Annotated in this window: 12 protein-coding genes; all 12 read right to left on the minus strand. The window is 40.6% G+C overall.

Annotation, left to right across the window (positions count from 1 at the left end; genetic code table 11):
* The 12 genes from K2F33_RS04080 to K2F33_RS04135 all read right to left on the minus strand — a co-directional run bounded on the left by K2F33_RS04080 (window position 1) and on the right by K2F33_RS04135 (window position 15,284).
* Entirely contained in the window at window positions 1-945 is a 945-nt protein-coding gene (locus K2F33_RS04080; protein ID WP_412973994.1) for a glycosyltransferase family 2 protein, read from the minus strand.
* An 89-nt stretch (window positions 946-1,034) separates the two neighbouring features.
* Window positions 1,035-1,895, minus strand: coding sequence for a dTDP-4-dehydrorhamnose reductase (gene rfbD, locus K2F33_RS04085; protein ID WP_263881040.1), 861 nt, complete (start codon window positions 1,893-1,895; stop codon window positions 1,035-1,037).
* Window positions 1,892-2,914 carry a dTDP-glucose 4,6-dehydratase gene (gene rfbB, locus K2F33_RS04090; RefSeq protein ID WP_263881041.1) on the minus strand — a complete coding sequence of 341 codons (1,023 nt, stop codon included), beginning with the start codon at window positions 2,912-2,914 and terminating at the stop codon, window positions 1,892-1,894. Before rfbB ends, rfbD begins: the two co-directional genes overlap by 4 nt.
* Window positions 2,915-2,929: 15 nt before the next feature.
* Complete coding sequence (gene rfbC / locus K2F33_RS04095) at window positions 2,930-3,478, minus strand: dTDP-4-dehydrorhamnose 3,5-epimerase (RefSeq protein WP_263882285.1); 549 nt, start codon at window positions 3,476-3,478, stop codon at window positions 2,930-2,932.
* Window positions 3,479-3,494: 16 nt separating this feature from the next.
* Window positions 3,495-4,238, minus strand: coding sequence for a sugar phosphate nucleotidyltransferase (locus tag K2F33_RS04100; protein WP_263881042.1), 744 nt, complete (start codon window positions 4,236-4,238; stop codon window positions 3,495-3,497).
* Between the two features lie 179 nt (window positions 4,239-4,417).
* On the minus strand, window positions 4,418-5,599 hold the full coding sequence (locus K2F33_RS04105) for a glycosyltransferase family 61 protein (protein WP_263881043.1): 1,182 nt from the start codon (window positions 5,597-5,599) through the stop codon (window positions 4,418-4,420).
* Between the two features lie 11 nt (window positions 5,600-5,610).
* On the minus strand, window positions 5,611-6,918 hold the full coding sequence (locus K2F33_RS04110) for an ABC transporter ATP-binding protein (protein WP_263881044.1): 1,308 nt from the start codon (window positions 6,916-6,918) through the stop codon (window positions 5,611-5,613).
* Window positions 6,919-6,933: 15 nt separating this feature from the next.
* The gene (locus tag K2F33_RS04115; RefSeq protein WP_263881045.1) at window positions 6,934-7,713 is read right to left on the minus strand and encodes an ABC transporter permease; all 780 of its coding nucleotides are present in this window, start codon (window positions 7,711-7,713) and stop codon (window positions 6,934-6,936) included.
* Window positions 7,714-7,743: 30 nt separating this feature from the next.
* Window positions 7,744-9,678 carry a methyltransferase domain-containing protein gene (locus tag K2F33_RS04120; protein ID WP_263881046.1) on the minus strand — a complete coding sequence of 645 codons (1,935 nt, stop codon included), beginning with the start codon at window positions 9,676-9,678 and terminating at the stop codon, window positions 7,744-7,746.
* A 15-nt stretch (window positions 9,679-9,693) separates the two neighbouring features.
* Window positions 9,694-11,295 (minus strand): glycosyltransferase family 61 protein, encoded by a 1,602-nt coding sequence (locus K2F33_RS04125; RefSeq protein WP_263881047.1) that lies wholly within the window; start codon window positions 11,293-11,295, stop codon window positions 9,694-9,696.
* A 9-nt stretch (window positions 11,296-11,304) separates the two neighbouring features.
* Entirely contained in the window at window positions 11,305-12,249 is a 945-nt protein-coding gene (locus tag K2F33_RS04130) for an NAD-dependent epimerase/dehydratase family protein (RefSeq protein ID WP_263881048.1), read from the minus strand.
* Window positions 12,246-15,284: a glycosyltransferase gene (locus tag K2F33_RS04135; RefSeq protein WP_263881049.1), complete on the minus strand. Its 3,039-nt coding sequence runs from the start codon at window positions 15,282-15,284 to the stop codon at window positions 12,246-12,248. The genes K2F33_RS04130 and K2F33_RS04135 overlap by 4 nt, the downstream gene beginning before the upstream one ends.
* Window positions 15,285-15,462: the final 178 nt, after the last annotated feature.

The raw sequence follows: 15,462 nt of genomic DNA on the forward strand, positions 1-15,462 counted from the left end.
TTATCTTGAGTTCATTTTTGCTCTAATGGCATCTTTTTTACGTTTCAAATTTCCAAACTGCTTCATAAAAGATCCCCAAGCTCCCAGTACGCTAGTTTCACTCAATAGAACATACCCGTTGCTGGCAATTTCATAAGGCAAGACATGTACCAGGTTTCGAAACCAGAGGGAACGCCCACCGTTCTTATACATCATTTTATATCGGTTAATATAGGATGCTTTTCGAATAAACAACGGCTGCTGTTGACGGGTCCCCTTCTTCCATCCTCGGGCGTGATACCCAATAGCTTCGGCATGGAAGTACGATTTCCATCCCAAGATCTGTGCCCTCCAGGCAACATCTACATCCTCTTTATAAGCAAAAAAGTCTCCGTCAAAAAACTCCCCGTATATGCTGATATCCCGAATCATCCTTCTAGAATAGATGGCTGCTGCACCGGAAACGCCAAAAACCTCACCGGACTGGTTCCAATCAGATGAGGGATCCCCTGCCCCACGATCAAACGCTCTATACACCTTGTTCATGATAAGTCCCGTGCTATCCACAATCTCAGGGTTCGACTTAAGAAGCAGTTTACCAGTAGCACTCCCCACTTCAGGATGGCTCTCAAGATAGCTGATGAGTATTTCTACATATCTTGGATCCAGTGTCACATCCGGATTAAGGACTAAGATGTAATCACTGTCGGTTGTCTCAATGGCCTGATTATGGCCGGGAGCAAAACCGAGATTTTCTTGATTTGCTATAATTGTAAGCTTCACTTCATTACTATTTTGAAAGGAATAGATTTTATTCAATGTACTGTCGGCAGAGTGATTATCAACAACAACAATTTGTTCAATAGGATAGGTTTGAGCTTGAACGGCTTCCAGGCATGGAATGATATCTTCACTGCTATTAAAAGTCACAATATGTACGCTTACTCGTGTATTCATAGGTTGTATCCTGTCCCCATCATCATTTTGATTCCATTATAGCAAATAATCTCTCATCCTATGGTAAGGGTGAGAGATTATCATGGACTAGGGAAGCGTTATCCTTTGATCTGCTTCAAAAAATCAACTAGCCCTTCGCGCCATGGTCTAAAATCCGTTAGCCCATTCGTGCGGATCGACAAGTGATCCATAACGGAATTAGCCGGCCTTGGAGCAGGACGCGGAAATTGCTCTGTGGTACATGACTCAACTTGTGCTTTTATCATAAACCCAAGCTCTTTAGCTTCTTCGAAAATAGCCTGTGTAAATTCAAACCATGTGCAGTCTCCGCTGTTCGAGGCATGGTAGACGCCGTATTTTTCGGTCTGGACCAATTCCTCCAGAAAACGAGCGAGATCAGCCGTGTAGGTAGGGGAACCCTTTTGGTCATGAACGACTTGCAGCTGGGGTTTCTCCTGACCCAAGCGAAGCATTGTTTTCACAAAATTATTTCCATGCAGCCCGTAAACCCAGGATGTGCGGACAATGAAATACCGGGACGATAGGCTTTGTGTAAGAACCTCACCGGCTCTTTTTGATTTGCCATACACACTTTTCGGATCCGTATTGTCGTATTCCTGATAAGGGACCTCGGAACGTCCGTTAAAAACATAGTCCGTACTGATGTAAACCATCTTAGCGCCAGCTTTTTCGGCTGCAACTGCCACATTTCTTGTACCGACTGCGTTTGCTCTGTAGGCTTCGTCAACATCCGTCTCGGCGGCATCCACCGCAGTATAAGCTGCACAGTGGATGATTGAATCCGGCTGGAATTCGTTAATAATTTGTTGGCATTGCTCCAAATTCGTAATGTCCAACTCGGAGCGGCTGCACCCCATGACTTCATGCCCTTTTTGTTGAAAAAGAGCCACTACATCCTTCCCTAGCTGTCCTGAGGCTCCGGTCACTAAGACTCTCATACAGAATCGCCTAACCGTTGGCCGTATTGCTTAGCGTAATAGTCTTGGTACTCACCAGATTGAATGCGAGTCCACCATTCCTTGTTGTTCAGATACCACTGAATCGTCTCTTTAATACCTGTTTCGAAATTATGCTTTGGTTTCCAACCAAGCTCCTGCGTAATCTTGGTCGGGTCAATGCCGTAACGGCGGTCATGCCCAGGACGATCCTGTACATAGGTAATCAGCGATTCCGATTTATTCAGCTCCGCCAAAATAGTTTTTACAATGTGGAGGTTCGTCCGCTCGTTGTTGCCTCCAATGTTGTATACCTCGCCGATACGGCCCTTATGAATAACCAGGTCAATGGCGCTGCAATGATCTTCTACATACAGCCAATCTCGAATGTTAAGCCCGTCTCCGTAAATCGGTAATGCCTGGTCGTTCAAAGCGCGGGATATCATCAGCGGAATCAGTTTTTCCGGAAATTGATACGGTCCATAGTTATTAGAGCAGCGGGTGATGTTCACCGGTAGACCAAAAGTCTCGTGGTAGGCACGCACAAGAAGATCCCCGCCTGCTTTGCTCGCGGAATATGGACTGTTCGGGGTCAGAGGCGTTTCCTCCGTAAATAGGCCAGTTTCCCCTAATGTACCGTACACCTCGTCCGTAGATACTTGAACGTACTTCGTCACGCCGTATTTTTTGGCTGCGTCTAAAAGTACCTGCGTCCCCAAAACATTTGATTTTACGAATACTTCCGGATCCAAGATACTGCGGTCCACATGCGATTCGGCAGCAAAGTTTACTACCACGTCAATACCTTGCTGGAACAAGTCGTCAATCGCTTTGGCATCGGTAATATCAGTTTTAGAGAAGGTATAGTTTGGATGATTTTCGATCGATTTCAGGTTTTCCAAATTGCCCGCATACGTTAGCGAGTCCACATTAATGATCTTATACTCCGGGTGCTGCTGAAGCATATATAAAACAAAATTACTGCCAATAAATCCGGCTCCGCCGGTAACGAGAAGTTTCATGTAAAAAGCGGCCTCCTAGTCAAAATTCAATTCCGCATCCTTCAACAGCGGATGGCGCTGGTCTTTGTCCGATAGAATCGGCTTGGATGTCGGCCAGTCAATTCCCAATGCCGGATCATTCCATAATATGCCCCGGTCATTTTCGGGGGAATAATATTCGTCCACTTTGTACAGCACTTGGGTGTTCGGTACGAGTGTACAAAAACCATGAGCAAAACCCTTTGGGACAAGTAACTGACGTTTGTTATATTCACTAAGGATGACTCCAACCCATTGACCAAAAGTAGGGGAACCTTTTCGAAGATCCAAAATAACATCGAAAATCGCTCCAGTTAAGACTCTAACCAGTTTGGTCTGAGCTTTGGGGGCTAATTGATAATGCAATCCTCTTAGAATGCCAGGCTCAGCGGATAGGGAATGATTATCCTGTACATACACGTAGTTTACCCCTATTTGCTGCATAAGGTTCTCATTATAACTTTCCATAAAAAAACCCCGGTGATCCCCGTGTACCACAGGTTCTAGTAATAAGGCCCCTTCTACTTTTAGAGGAGTTATTTTCATCATTCCGAAACCTCCTTTATAACTTGAGCATTCCGAATTCTTCACCAAAAATGATTTCCTGAGCCAACTCATTCGCCCGAGCCAGCGAAGCATGCGTACCAGCGTCCGTCCACCAACCCTCTAATACATCAAAGGTAAGCTCGCCTCTATCAATATATGCATTATTAACGTCCGTAATTTCCAATTCGCCCCGAGCTGATGGTTTTAATGTTTTAACAATCTCAAACACCTTATGATCAAACATATATATCCCGGTCACAGCATAATTAGACTTTGGATTTTGAGGTTTTTCCTCAATTGATACAATACGTTCACCTTCGATTTCTGGCACACCGAACCTTTTGGGATCACTTACTTCTTGTATAAGAATTTTCGCGCCAATTTGTTGGCCTTTAAAGTTCGCTACGTAAGAAGAAATATTATCAGCAAATACGTTATCACCCAAAATTACAACCATTTGATCTTCACCAACAAAGTGTTCGGCAAGACCAAGGGCTTGAGCGATTCCCCCAGCTTCATCTTGAACTTTATAAGTGAACGAAACCCCCATTTCTCGCCCGCTTCCAAGAAGATTAACTACATCACCCATATGGTCCTTTCCGGTGACGATCAGGATATCAGTGATGTCCGATTCTTTTAGCTTTGCCACCGAGTGAAAAATCATTGGGTACTTGCCAACCGGCAGTAAGTGCTTATTCGTAACTTTCGTGAGCGGATAAAGACGGGAGCCCGTACCTCCCGCTAGAATGATACCTTTCATTTAAGTAATTCCTCCTTTTCAATTTTCACACAATAAAGATTCGGATTATTTAATAAAGAAGAACATTAGCTAAACCAAGGTTCAATCAAAGTGGTTTCTCTTTCAATGCCCTTCAATAAGTTCGCAATCTGGGTATAAAATATTCAGAAAAAACTTTTAGAACTATACAACCTAGCTTATTAAAATTGTTTTTTTAGTTCCCTAACCGATCTCTGCTGAGAAAGTAACATACTTCTGTTATGTTTTTTAGCATATATCCGAGTAAATTTTGTGATATACCAAATATATCTTTTGATTACGGATAAAAAATTAAATAACAAATTCGGGGGAATCCTCATGCCTTTGTCCTTTGCAAACTTCTTCAGATTATTGTTAATGCCTATCAAAAATGGCCCAAGGCCGAAACAGACAGGGAATATCTTTACATAGACATCGACACATGAAATATTGACATCCATAATATTATCAATCACCATCTGGTAGCCATTCATCACCTCCATTTTATTAAGCACAATTACCTTCTGTCCTTCTTTTGCAAACAACAGGTTATGTGTAATACTACCTGATATAGCCGCCATACAGTCACAATTTCTCATATAATAAATCTGTTCGCTTAGTGTCAGTTTCTCAGGAGAAATAACTTTGTATCCATTCGCAGCAAACAAAGCTTGGATATCTTTTTCCCCACGTTCTTTGTTTAACGCATCGGGAAATTCCCCTCTAGTAAAGTAAATATGTGAATATGACTCAATGCCTGATACGTTAACATTCGAGATAACAGTACGATAGATATCTTTGAATTCTTCAGTATAGTAGTTCCTTTCGATATACGAGAATTCAGGTACGATAACTGAGCGAAACTGCGTCGGCGTCTTTACATCAATCAACTGCTCGTCACTAATACCCAGCAAATGCATAAATTCCAGAAAATTCCCATGCAGACTAGTCTGCTCGTTTCCCCAGTTCCAACCGCAATACGCAATTCGGTACTTTTTCACATCTGGGAGGACATACCACAACCTTGAAATCTGGTCACAGATAAAATGCCCCCAATGGCTTACAAATGGTCCCATAAATACAACCGTCTCATCGCATTGTTGCACAGAATTCTTTTCATACTCGTAAAAGCCACCAAAGAGATGTCCATCCCTGGTTTGCGATTCTTTTACGAACTGACCGTCATCATCAAGCACTCCTCCAAGTCCCCAAGTAGTTGATGAATCTCCCTTAGCCGGTAAAATAATACCGCCCTTCACCTCTTTAACAGTTAGAGGTGTCTTTCTCAAGTAGTCTCGGGCCTCATTTGCCCTGTAAGCTTGCAAGTGTTCCTTGGATACATACAAATCAACATATTTGCCCATAGCCGTCTCCATTACTTCTCTATGATCATTCCATCAACATCCCAAACGTGACGCATACTAACAACACCTGATTCATTCATCTCTTTTCCCTTTACAGATATAGCAATTATTCTTCTGATAATGTCATACTCTACCTCATTGTTCCCATAGACATAAACATTAAGGAAATATTTTCCGTTTACCAAGTTGTTATTCAAGAAGCGAAACTGAATCTGTCCTTCTTTTCTCGCTTGAAACTTCATCTTTGAGTCACTTTCTGTGGATACCTCATAGCATGGAACACCATCATCTCGGACCAAACCAACAGTGACACTGATCGGTGTACCACCATTAACACTTCGGTAAGACATATTAACAGTAAACGGCTCGCCCTTATCGAACACCTGCTTTGCTTCTCCCCAATTATCAACTACCTCAATAAAAGAAATTTCCACTTCACCATTGCCGCTTCTACGGGCATCAGGATCGTACTGTGAGGCAATATCACGACAGGTTAGATTTCTATTTTCTAACTTCGCTTGCTCAATATCAAGGCTGTTATCTATAAGCGTTCGATATTCCATTTCAGCTCGTAGTATCCTTGCATTCTCCATATCCTCCAAATAACGAGGGCAAACAATGCGTGGCGGACCATCTTCCTTGATGAGTCCATTATCAATCCAGATCGCTCTATTGCATAAATTTTCAATTTGGCTAGTGGTATGGGACACGATTACAATTGTAACCCCGGCTTCCTTCATAGCCTTGATCCGGTTAAAGCACTTAGTTTGAAATGAGGCGTCTCCCACACCTAAGATCTCGTCTATAAGGAGAATTTCCGGGTCAATATTTGTTGCAACGGAAAAAGCAAGACGCATATACATGCCTGAAGAATATGTTCTTACAGGTGCATCAATATAATTCTCTAACTCGGAAAAAGTAATAATTTCATCTACTTTGGCGTCAATTTCTTTTTTTGAAAAGCCAAAAATAGAAGCATTAATATATATATTTTCTCGACCAGTCATATCCGGGTGAAAGCCTGCACCTAGTTCGATCAAGCTGGAAACCCTTCCCTTTATTGTTATTTCCCCGTCACTGGGCTTCAGGAGCTTGGAGAGCATTTTTAATGTCGTACTTTTGCCACAGCCGTTTTTTCCGATAAGCCCAATAACTTCACCTTTTCTTACTTGAAAGCTGATCCCTTTAATAACCTCTCTTTTCTCATATTTGGCCCGCTTGATATTTGAAAGTAGCCCTTTCAGCGTTTGGCTCTTATCCGCAAATATCTTAAAGGACTTTTTCACATTTTTAATCTCAATTACTACATCTTCAGACATCGTTAGCCTCCTGAATTATATCTCTTCCGCAAAACCAGACTCAAGCTTCCAGAAAACAAACAAAGCTAAAATTAATTGGATTATCGCAAAACCAGCCGTCATCCATAAACTTGGCATATCGGGGATCTCCTTATAGTAGAGAATATCACGGAACGCCGTAATAACAGGGGTGAGGGGATTTATATCCATAATAGAGGCCAAGAAACCTTTTACCATTTGCGGCTCGAACAAAACTGGCGTTACCCATACCCCCGCCATTAGTACCATCTGAACAATAAACTGCACATCACGAAAATACACTGTAATAGCAGACAAAATAATTGTTATTCCCAATGCCATAATAAATTCAATCAGAATAACTAGAGGGAGATACAACAAAGCCTCCGGATTGACTCCTTGTCCACCGATAAAAATCAAAGCAAATACCATGACAAGTGTCAGCAATAAATTGATAAATCTGGCGATCACCGTAGAAATCGGGAGAATTTCATTGGGAAAGTAAATTTTACTAACAAGGCTCGATTGTCCAACAATAGACCCAGTTCCCTGCTGCAAACATTCTGTGAAAGTAAGCCAAGGCATCATCGCTACAACCAAGAATAAATAGTAATTTGGCACATCATACCGAATTACCTGGGAAAATACCAAAATGTAAACTAATATCTGACACAACGGAACAACCAAATTCCAAAAAAAACCTAAGACAGATCCCTTATATCGTCCTCTTAAATCTCTTTTGACAAGGCCATTAATGGTCCCTCTATATTGATTAATCTCCTTCAATCTTTTAAGCATACATTTCCTCCATTGAATATCAGACACTCCTTAATCCTTATGCTTTTCTAAATCATTTACTAACTTAACAACCCGGTTGTAGTTTGTACTTAAATCTGTCAATTGTTGGTTTCGTTCTTCAAGTTGTTTCTCCAGTTGCCTAATACGATCTACTACAATATTGTAATGTTTACTCAATTCAGCAACTTCTTCATTCCTCTCCCGCAGTTGGTCATCCATTTGCTTGATTTGCGTCACAACTCTGTTATAATGCTCACTTAAAAATCCAACTTGCTCATTTTGATGATGTAATTCGTCTTCCACTTTTTTTGTATGTGAGGAAAGAGCGGTGTATTTCACCTCCCAATCAACTCGCGAATTTTGAATAATATCATATTGGCTCAGTTGTTCAAATACCAAACATTTTTCCTTGTCCAATACTGGATTTGGCTCTTTCAAATAAATATCCGAAATTTTCTCCAATACAGATACTTTTTCATGCGATAACCCGAAATCTTCCAAAAGACTCATCAATGAGTAATAGTTTTTCACAGTGGAGCAGGTTGAGTATAAATATCCTAAAGAGTTCAATACAGCATAATCTGTTGGAATCTGTCTGGACTCTTCCCATTCTTGATCAATGAGCGTGTATCCAATATCACTATGATAAATAATGTTACTTGCATTAAGATCCATTAGGCCATATTTTAAAACATAAGTAGGTTCCACATACAGTTCCTTTAGTTCGTCAAGGACTGGATGATCCAACATCACAATATCGCTATTTTTGTATAAAAATTCCAAAAATTTTTGAATTTCAACTCTTATTCCCGCTTTTCCATTTTTCTCCCCAGCTAGATCGACTAATTCGGAGATTGATTTTCCTTCGATAAATTCTGCGCACCATTCGTCTTCTGTCGGAGATTTAAGAACTTTGCATATATTAAACCCAGATTGCCCCAACTTCTCGTGAATTTTTTGATAATTATCTAAGTGTGCTTTCGCTCCTGCACTTCTCGGTCTCTTAACAATAGTTTTTTTGTTCTTTTTAACCGATATGATTTGATAGTCTTCAGTTCTCTTTGGCTGAAATTTAGCAAATGAAATATCTGAAAACTGACTTTGGTCCGTTCCGGCCTCTACCAAAAAGCTGTTTGAAAAGAAACCAAACTGTCCGTTTTTCACAATTCCAGCCATTGTTTCCTGGATTGAAAAGTTGACAGCATTCCCATAAGTATAAATAGGCAGCATCGCAGCTTCGCCGTAGGAAGGTGGTTGTTCATCCGAATAGATTATTGATGGCAATTTATAATCCGGAAAAGGATAATAAAACTTCGTCTTGGGAAACCCACAATTGTCCAGCAATTCCTCCAGTTCCTGCTTGCCATAAGTTCTGACATCTCTATTGGAATACCCCCCCAGAGATACGTATGGCTCTCCCAAATGATCTTCGTTTGCTCCTGCAAAATACTTTATTCCGTAACGGTTCTCAATTGCAATCAGTAAAACGCCCTCGGGCTTTAGCAATTTTCGAATCATTTTCAAGAAAAAGACGTCTTCCGGGTATTCCGAAAAAAAACGCCTTGCATATTCTAATACGCCTATCAATACAACATAATCAAATTTTTGCTCAAAAGGAATGTCTGCAACATTCCCAGCGTATACCTCTAAATTCTCCCTTTCTTTGTGTCTTTCAAAAGTAATTCGGGCACGCTTTTGTGACTGATCAACAGAAACGACTCTTTTACTAGAATCACACAGAGTACCCGTAATGCATCCACATCCCGAACCAATTTCCAGAACGTCTTTGTCTTGAAATGAATACCAAGCTAATATGTTTTCTCGCTCTTTTGTAGTTAAATAAAATAGACTGTCTCGTGGGTGTTCAATCAATGCCTCTCCGCTGTAATGAGCTAAAAGTATGTCTTCCTCATTGTCAACATACTGGTCTTTACCAGTTGAATAATCTAGGTTCAACGTTGCCACTCTATCCATCCCTTTTTAAGATTTATTTGAACTCTGAACAACCTGACGACCTTCAAATTTTCCATGCTTCTCGTAATGCCACAGAGGGTTAATTCCTGCTTCTTGAATATCCGGATATAAGCGAAAATAGCCACGTGTAGAAAACCTTGGAGACGGATCGTTGCCTTCTCTAAATCCGAAATTCAAATAGTGCGCAGCAGGTTCGCTATCATTTATTTTCACCATATATTTTTTTCGATACCAACGTTCATTAAAATAATAAGAATACCTAATAATATTCAAATCAGACAAACTACTTTTATCCGTGTTAACAACCTCATATATCTTTTTGAGCCCAAGCCTATGAAGCCAAAGAAAAAGACTGATCTTTTTACTCAATTTCTTTTGTTTAACACCTTGTTCATTTTTCAAGAAAAACAAATAAGCTTTCTCAATTATGTCCTTTATATTATTAAAGTACAAATTCAATATATTGGCTGCGGATGGAGTTTTGTGATATATAATGCTCCATTTGTGTAGAAATTTGATAATACTATCATATGAAAGATACGTCGAATAGTGGTAGGGAAGCATCCTTACATTGATCTGGTAGTTGAATAAGTGGTCATTGACAGATACTAGAAATGGCCCATTACCATGAGTAACCGGCATAAAAGTCGAATAAACATCAATATAAACTGCCTGAATATTTCTAGATTGATGCACCATCTCTTGAGGATAATTTGTATCCTGCATTCGGTTGAGGATGATGGCCTTGCACTTAGAGCCAGAAAACAGCAGGTTATGGGTATTAGAGCCACTCAGTCCAGCAACAACGTCTGCTTCCTTCAATAAAGAAACCATAGTTAATAACGACTCATTTTCTGGGGCAACAATGTCAAACCCATTTCTACGGAAATTATCCTCTATTTTTTTCTCACCGATGGTATTACTCTCTTGCAGGTTAGTACGAGTCAGATACACTTTTCTGCTTGGGTTCGCTGGAACTGAATCTATTATCTTATCAAATGGGATAAGAAACTCTTTAGAATAGTAAAAATTATTTGTGCTCCCTAATATGCAGGAAGCTTTAGGTACAATTATACGTTTAAATCTGGTCGGACGATCCAAAAAAAGAAGATCATCTTGCTCTATTCCAACTAAATCATGAAAAAGCCGAAAATTACCATCCGGCTTTTTATTGAGATAGATGCCAGCAAGTCGGACCCCACTGGCTTTGCAATTTTCCCGCAGATAATACCACAGCCTATTTGTCGACTCAAACAAGAAATGACCCCAATGATAAATAAAAAGACCGTAGTATACAACTTCCTCGTCTATATAGACGCAATTATCAAGGTTCACATCAGGACACTCAGCCATCGAAAGGAGTTCTTTTCTATAATCTAAACCTTTATATAACCCAGACGACTCCACGAATTCCCCCTCTGCGTTCAAAACGCCACCACGATATCTATAATTACCAACCTCATCATAAAACGCTTCAGCCGGAACTATTATTCCATCGTCGATCTTTTCAACAGAAGGCTCCCAACCTGGCCATATAAAGTTATGGTCCATCATTTTTTGATATTGGTCTGCTGTTTCTCGGTTCAGAAACTGTAGATTATGTTCCATATAATACACCTATTCTATTGTTGTGATTGAGGATCGGATTTTAGTTTTATACTCACGAATAACAAACTCAATTCCTTCCTCAATCCCAGTCTTCGGTTGCCACCCCGTACATTTCGTAATTTTTTCAATATTGAGAACATTTTTTCTAACATCGCACTTACGACTTGAAGAATATTGAATCAACGGCGGATTTTCCGGGCTTAGCTTTTCCATTACCAAATTTAGAATCTCATTATTGGAATATCCAACTCCTGTTCCGACATTGAATATACTCTCCTGGCCTTCATAATTCAGGACTGCCGCAATTGCGTCAACAACATCGTCAATGAAGATATAATCCCGAATGTTTTCCCCGTCCCCCCATATTGTAATCGGTTCTCCATGCAAGATCCGATTCACCATAATTGGAATCAGTCCCTGCATACGGCCGCTATTACTCATAAAGCCATAAGGATTGCTTAAACGCACGGTTTGAAAACGAAGTCCATGCTGATTTTTGTATAACTCCAGAGTATTTTCGATCATCGTCTTAGTAAGAGCATATCCGCAGAAAGCGTGTTTTGGATCATCCTCCAAAGCTGGAGATTCTCCTCCCTCCCCATACACTGTCCCACCCGAAGATACGAAAAGAAGACTTGTATTCCTACCGACCATATCTTCCAAAAGGCGAATCGTGGAGAGGACATTAGCTGACACCTCGGCTGCTAGATTTTCTGTACCGTCCTTGGCAAACAGCGTGCTGATTAAGTGAATGATTGTATCGGCATCATCTAATAGCGGGGCAAAGCTCTCTTCTTCTGTAAAATTAAATTTCGTATAGGAAACATTTTCCATTGTTTCAAATTCCGAGCTGTACGATCTATCAGCTACTAGCACATAATTATCTTTGCTTAGCTTACCAACCAAATTCCTACCAATAAAACCACTACCACCTAAGATTACATATTTTTTCATTTACTATCCTCCGTAAAGCGAATTATATTCTTCTCCACAACACTAACTAGATTTTCGGTGAATATTTCTTGAGAGAAATACTGCTCATATGTCTTCCTACCTGCCTTACGCACATCATCCATCGCATCAAAGTTATCAATAACATATTCCAGTTTTTCTTTCAGCTCCGAAGCATTCCTACTACTAAATAAAAATCCGTTAACACCATCTTCAATGTAACGTGCAGTTCCCGTCATGTCAGAGCACAACACAATCTTGGACATCATCATGGCCTCCGCTAAGACAACAGGCATGGGATCGTCAATAGATGGAACAACCACACAGGCAGTCTCACGGTAAATATTCATTAATTCGTCATAGGGAACTGGTCCAGATATCTTGACATTGGGCAATTCGCTAGCTTTATTGTCTACGCTCCTATAGTAAAGCTCGTCACCAGCTTTACCTATTAGCAAGAAATCCGCCTTTTCCGCAATAGCCTCCGGCAACATTCCTATTGCTTCCAATAATAACAACTGATTCTTTCTAATCTCAAAAGTTGCAGGAAACAGAAACAGTACCTTTTTCCGTCGGTCGGTTATTTCTTTCATGTCAGTAGCCCAATCCTTCACACCATATAACAGGACTTCTGTATAAAATTGCGGTCGACACTTTTCCAACATTTCCTGTGCATATCTACCGCCGCAATAGACGGAAATATTACCTTTCAAATGCCTAGGTAGATAGTTTTCGAGAAAAGTATATCCCGTCCCACCATCGTGGATCCACCATAGAAAAGGGATATCCGAACCATTATAGCAGTTGATAAAGTTATGGCTAACGATGGAGGCCACCAGCACAAGATCAAAGTTTCCTAACAAGTTGTCAATACCCGGTGAGATAGACTTGGGTACCTCATTCGGGCGATAAGCCCTGTATTTCGATAAATCTTGATCAATAATAACCGGAATTTTCTCCGCCAAAATGTCTCTCGAAAGGGGGCCATCCTCAGGAGAGGCTACAACTGGGAAATATCCTTGATCTTTCAAAACTTTCGCTGCTTCAAATACAACCTGCGGAGATCCAGTCCGGGACAACTCATGACTTATAAGAAGAATGTTTCCCTTATTACCCTTCAGGATGTGTTTAGGAAGAAGTAGACGGTTAGGTAGTCTATCACAGTCTGAACTGTATTTTAACATGCTGTCTGTAAAAAAATTGTCCTTCTCTAGAAACGTATGCCACTGTTTTATGATGTACAAATATGCTCTATCTCGCGGATAGATATATTCCATCTCAGGTCTTACTTTATTAAAAAGAACACTTGTCGAAACAAAAGCACAACGGAGATTATTATCTTGGATTCGGAAGCTAAAATCCAACTCGAAGTATCGGTTCGGAGTATCTTGTTCATTTAGTCCGCCGGCCTGAAAAAAGACTTCTTTTCGCACCGAAAAGCAATATTTGCTTAATACGCTAACTTCTCTGCTTATATGATGATTGAGCGCACGGTCGTCATTATTATAAAATGACTGGCCTGGAAACGTACTAGTATACAACTCGCCACCACGCTGACCAATCCGCCCCCCCGTATAAATCGCGCCACCTTCTGAATCGATCACAGCGGGGGAAACTGCTCCAACTCCTGGAAAATCTAAAGTATCCAAAAGGTGATTCAACCAATCCCGCTGTGCTACGTACATATTATCACTTAGAAAAACAAGATATTCCCCCTTTGCTGCTGCTGCACCGAGATTGTATTTTTTCGAATTATTAAGAGGTCCATCATACGGTAAAAGAACCAGCCGTCCTCCTAAACCGGGAATTGCCTCACTGATATTTTCAGATAATTCAGAATTTGCTACAATAACAATTTCAAAGTTAGGGTACGCAGTATCCCGTAATAACTGTGGCAGACTGCCAAGTATGGCATTCGCATGGTCTGTTGCGATAATCACACTGACAAGCGGGGTTTCACTACGCCATTTGGATATAAAATTATGTCCATCGCGTTCATAGACAGAAGCTGAATAATTCATACGCCACATGTGATGAAACAATGCTTTTACCCGACTAGACTTCTCACGTTGGCGTACCTTTTCTGTCATTTCCATTGCATAGTTTAAATATAAGATCCGCTCAATGTGCCGAACTTCTCCTCCGCAATTAGAGAGTCGTAATGTCATTTCATAAAGTGCAGAACTATTAAAACCTTTGTCAAATTCACCACACTCCTGTAAAGCCGCTTTCCTAAACACAGAAAGATTCCCAGGGTATGAAGTTCTCACCATTAGCAGGGGAGACCAAGCTGGTTTAAAAAAGAACTTAAAATAGTTATCTCTCTCATCCACATGGCATTCATCCGAGTAGAGCAGGTCAATGTTCTTACCGTCGTCCAAACTTTTTGCTACCCAATACAGTGCGTCGGGTGTTAATTGATCACCAGGATACATAAAAATCACATATTCACCAGATGCTCTACTCAGTGCAAGGTTGTATGCCTCAGCTTCCTCTATTTTCTGCCCGTCTAGCCCCAGCAGATGGATTCGAGAGTCTTTTTCTGCTTCTCCACCAAAGAAGTTCACTCCCCGCCTATCCTTGGCTCCCATATCAACTGCAAAAAGTTCCCACCCACTGTAGAATTGCGAATGAATTGACTTTATACTCCTCTTCAACATGTTTATCTCCGCGCGTCCTAGAAGTAATACGATGCTGAAGCAAATGTTTTTTTTCAATTCCTCGGTGACCTGTCCAATAATCGCTTCTGAAAACTCCTCCTGCTGCTGCAGGAAGAGTTTACGGCCAGTGTGGTCCCCCGGAATGAACACAGACCCACTGTAGGGGAGTTCCTCCATCTCTCCCTCTTCTTTTGCCACAATACCATCTAGAAGGTCGCGTTTAGAGGCCTTATTTTTTATTGCTCTTACAAACCCTTTCAAACCAAATTCTTTATATATGGTGTATGCTTTTCGAAAGGCAACCTTTCTCTTGTCTACATTAAAAAGAATCTTAAAAACAACTATTATAAAATTATAGAATCGGTTAATTTTATTCATGAATGAACCCTCCGCTAAAAATCATCGTACCCTTCTAAGGTAGCATTTCTTTAATCCCACTGCATCTTCCCCAGGGATTTGCCTAATGGTATAAAGATATTGGTTGCGATACTAAATATATAACTATACCGAAAGGTTGTCCGGACAAATATATCCCTTCAAATAATAAGTATGTATA

Origin of the sequence: Paenibacillus sp. PSB04 (genome assembly GCF_025809195.1) — a bacterium.
Taxonomy (GTDB): domain Bacteria; phylum Bacillota; class Bacilli; order Paenibacillales; family Paenibacillaceae; genus Paenibacillus_AQ; species Paenibacillus_AQ favisporus.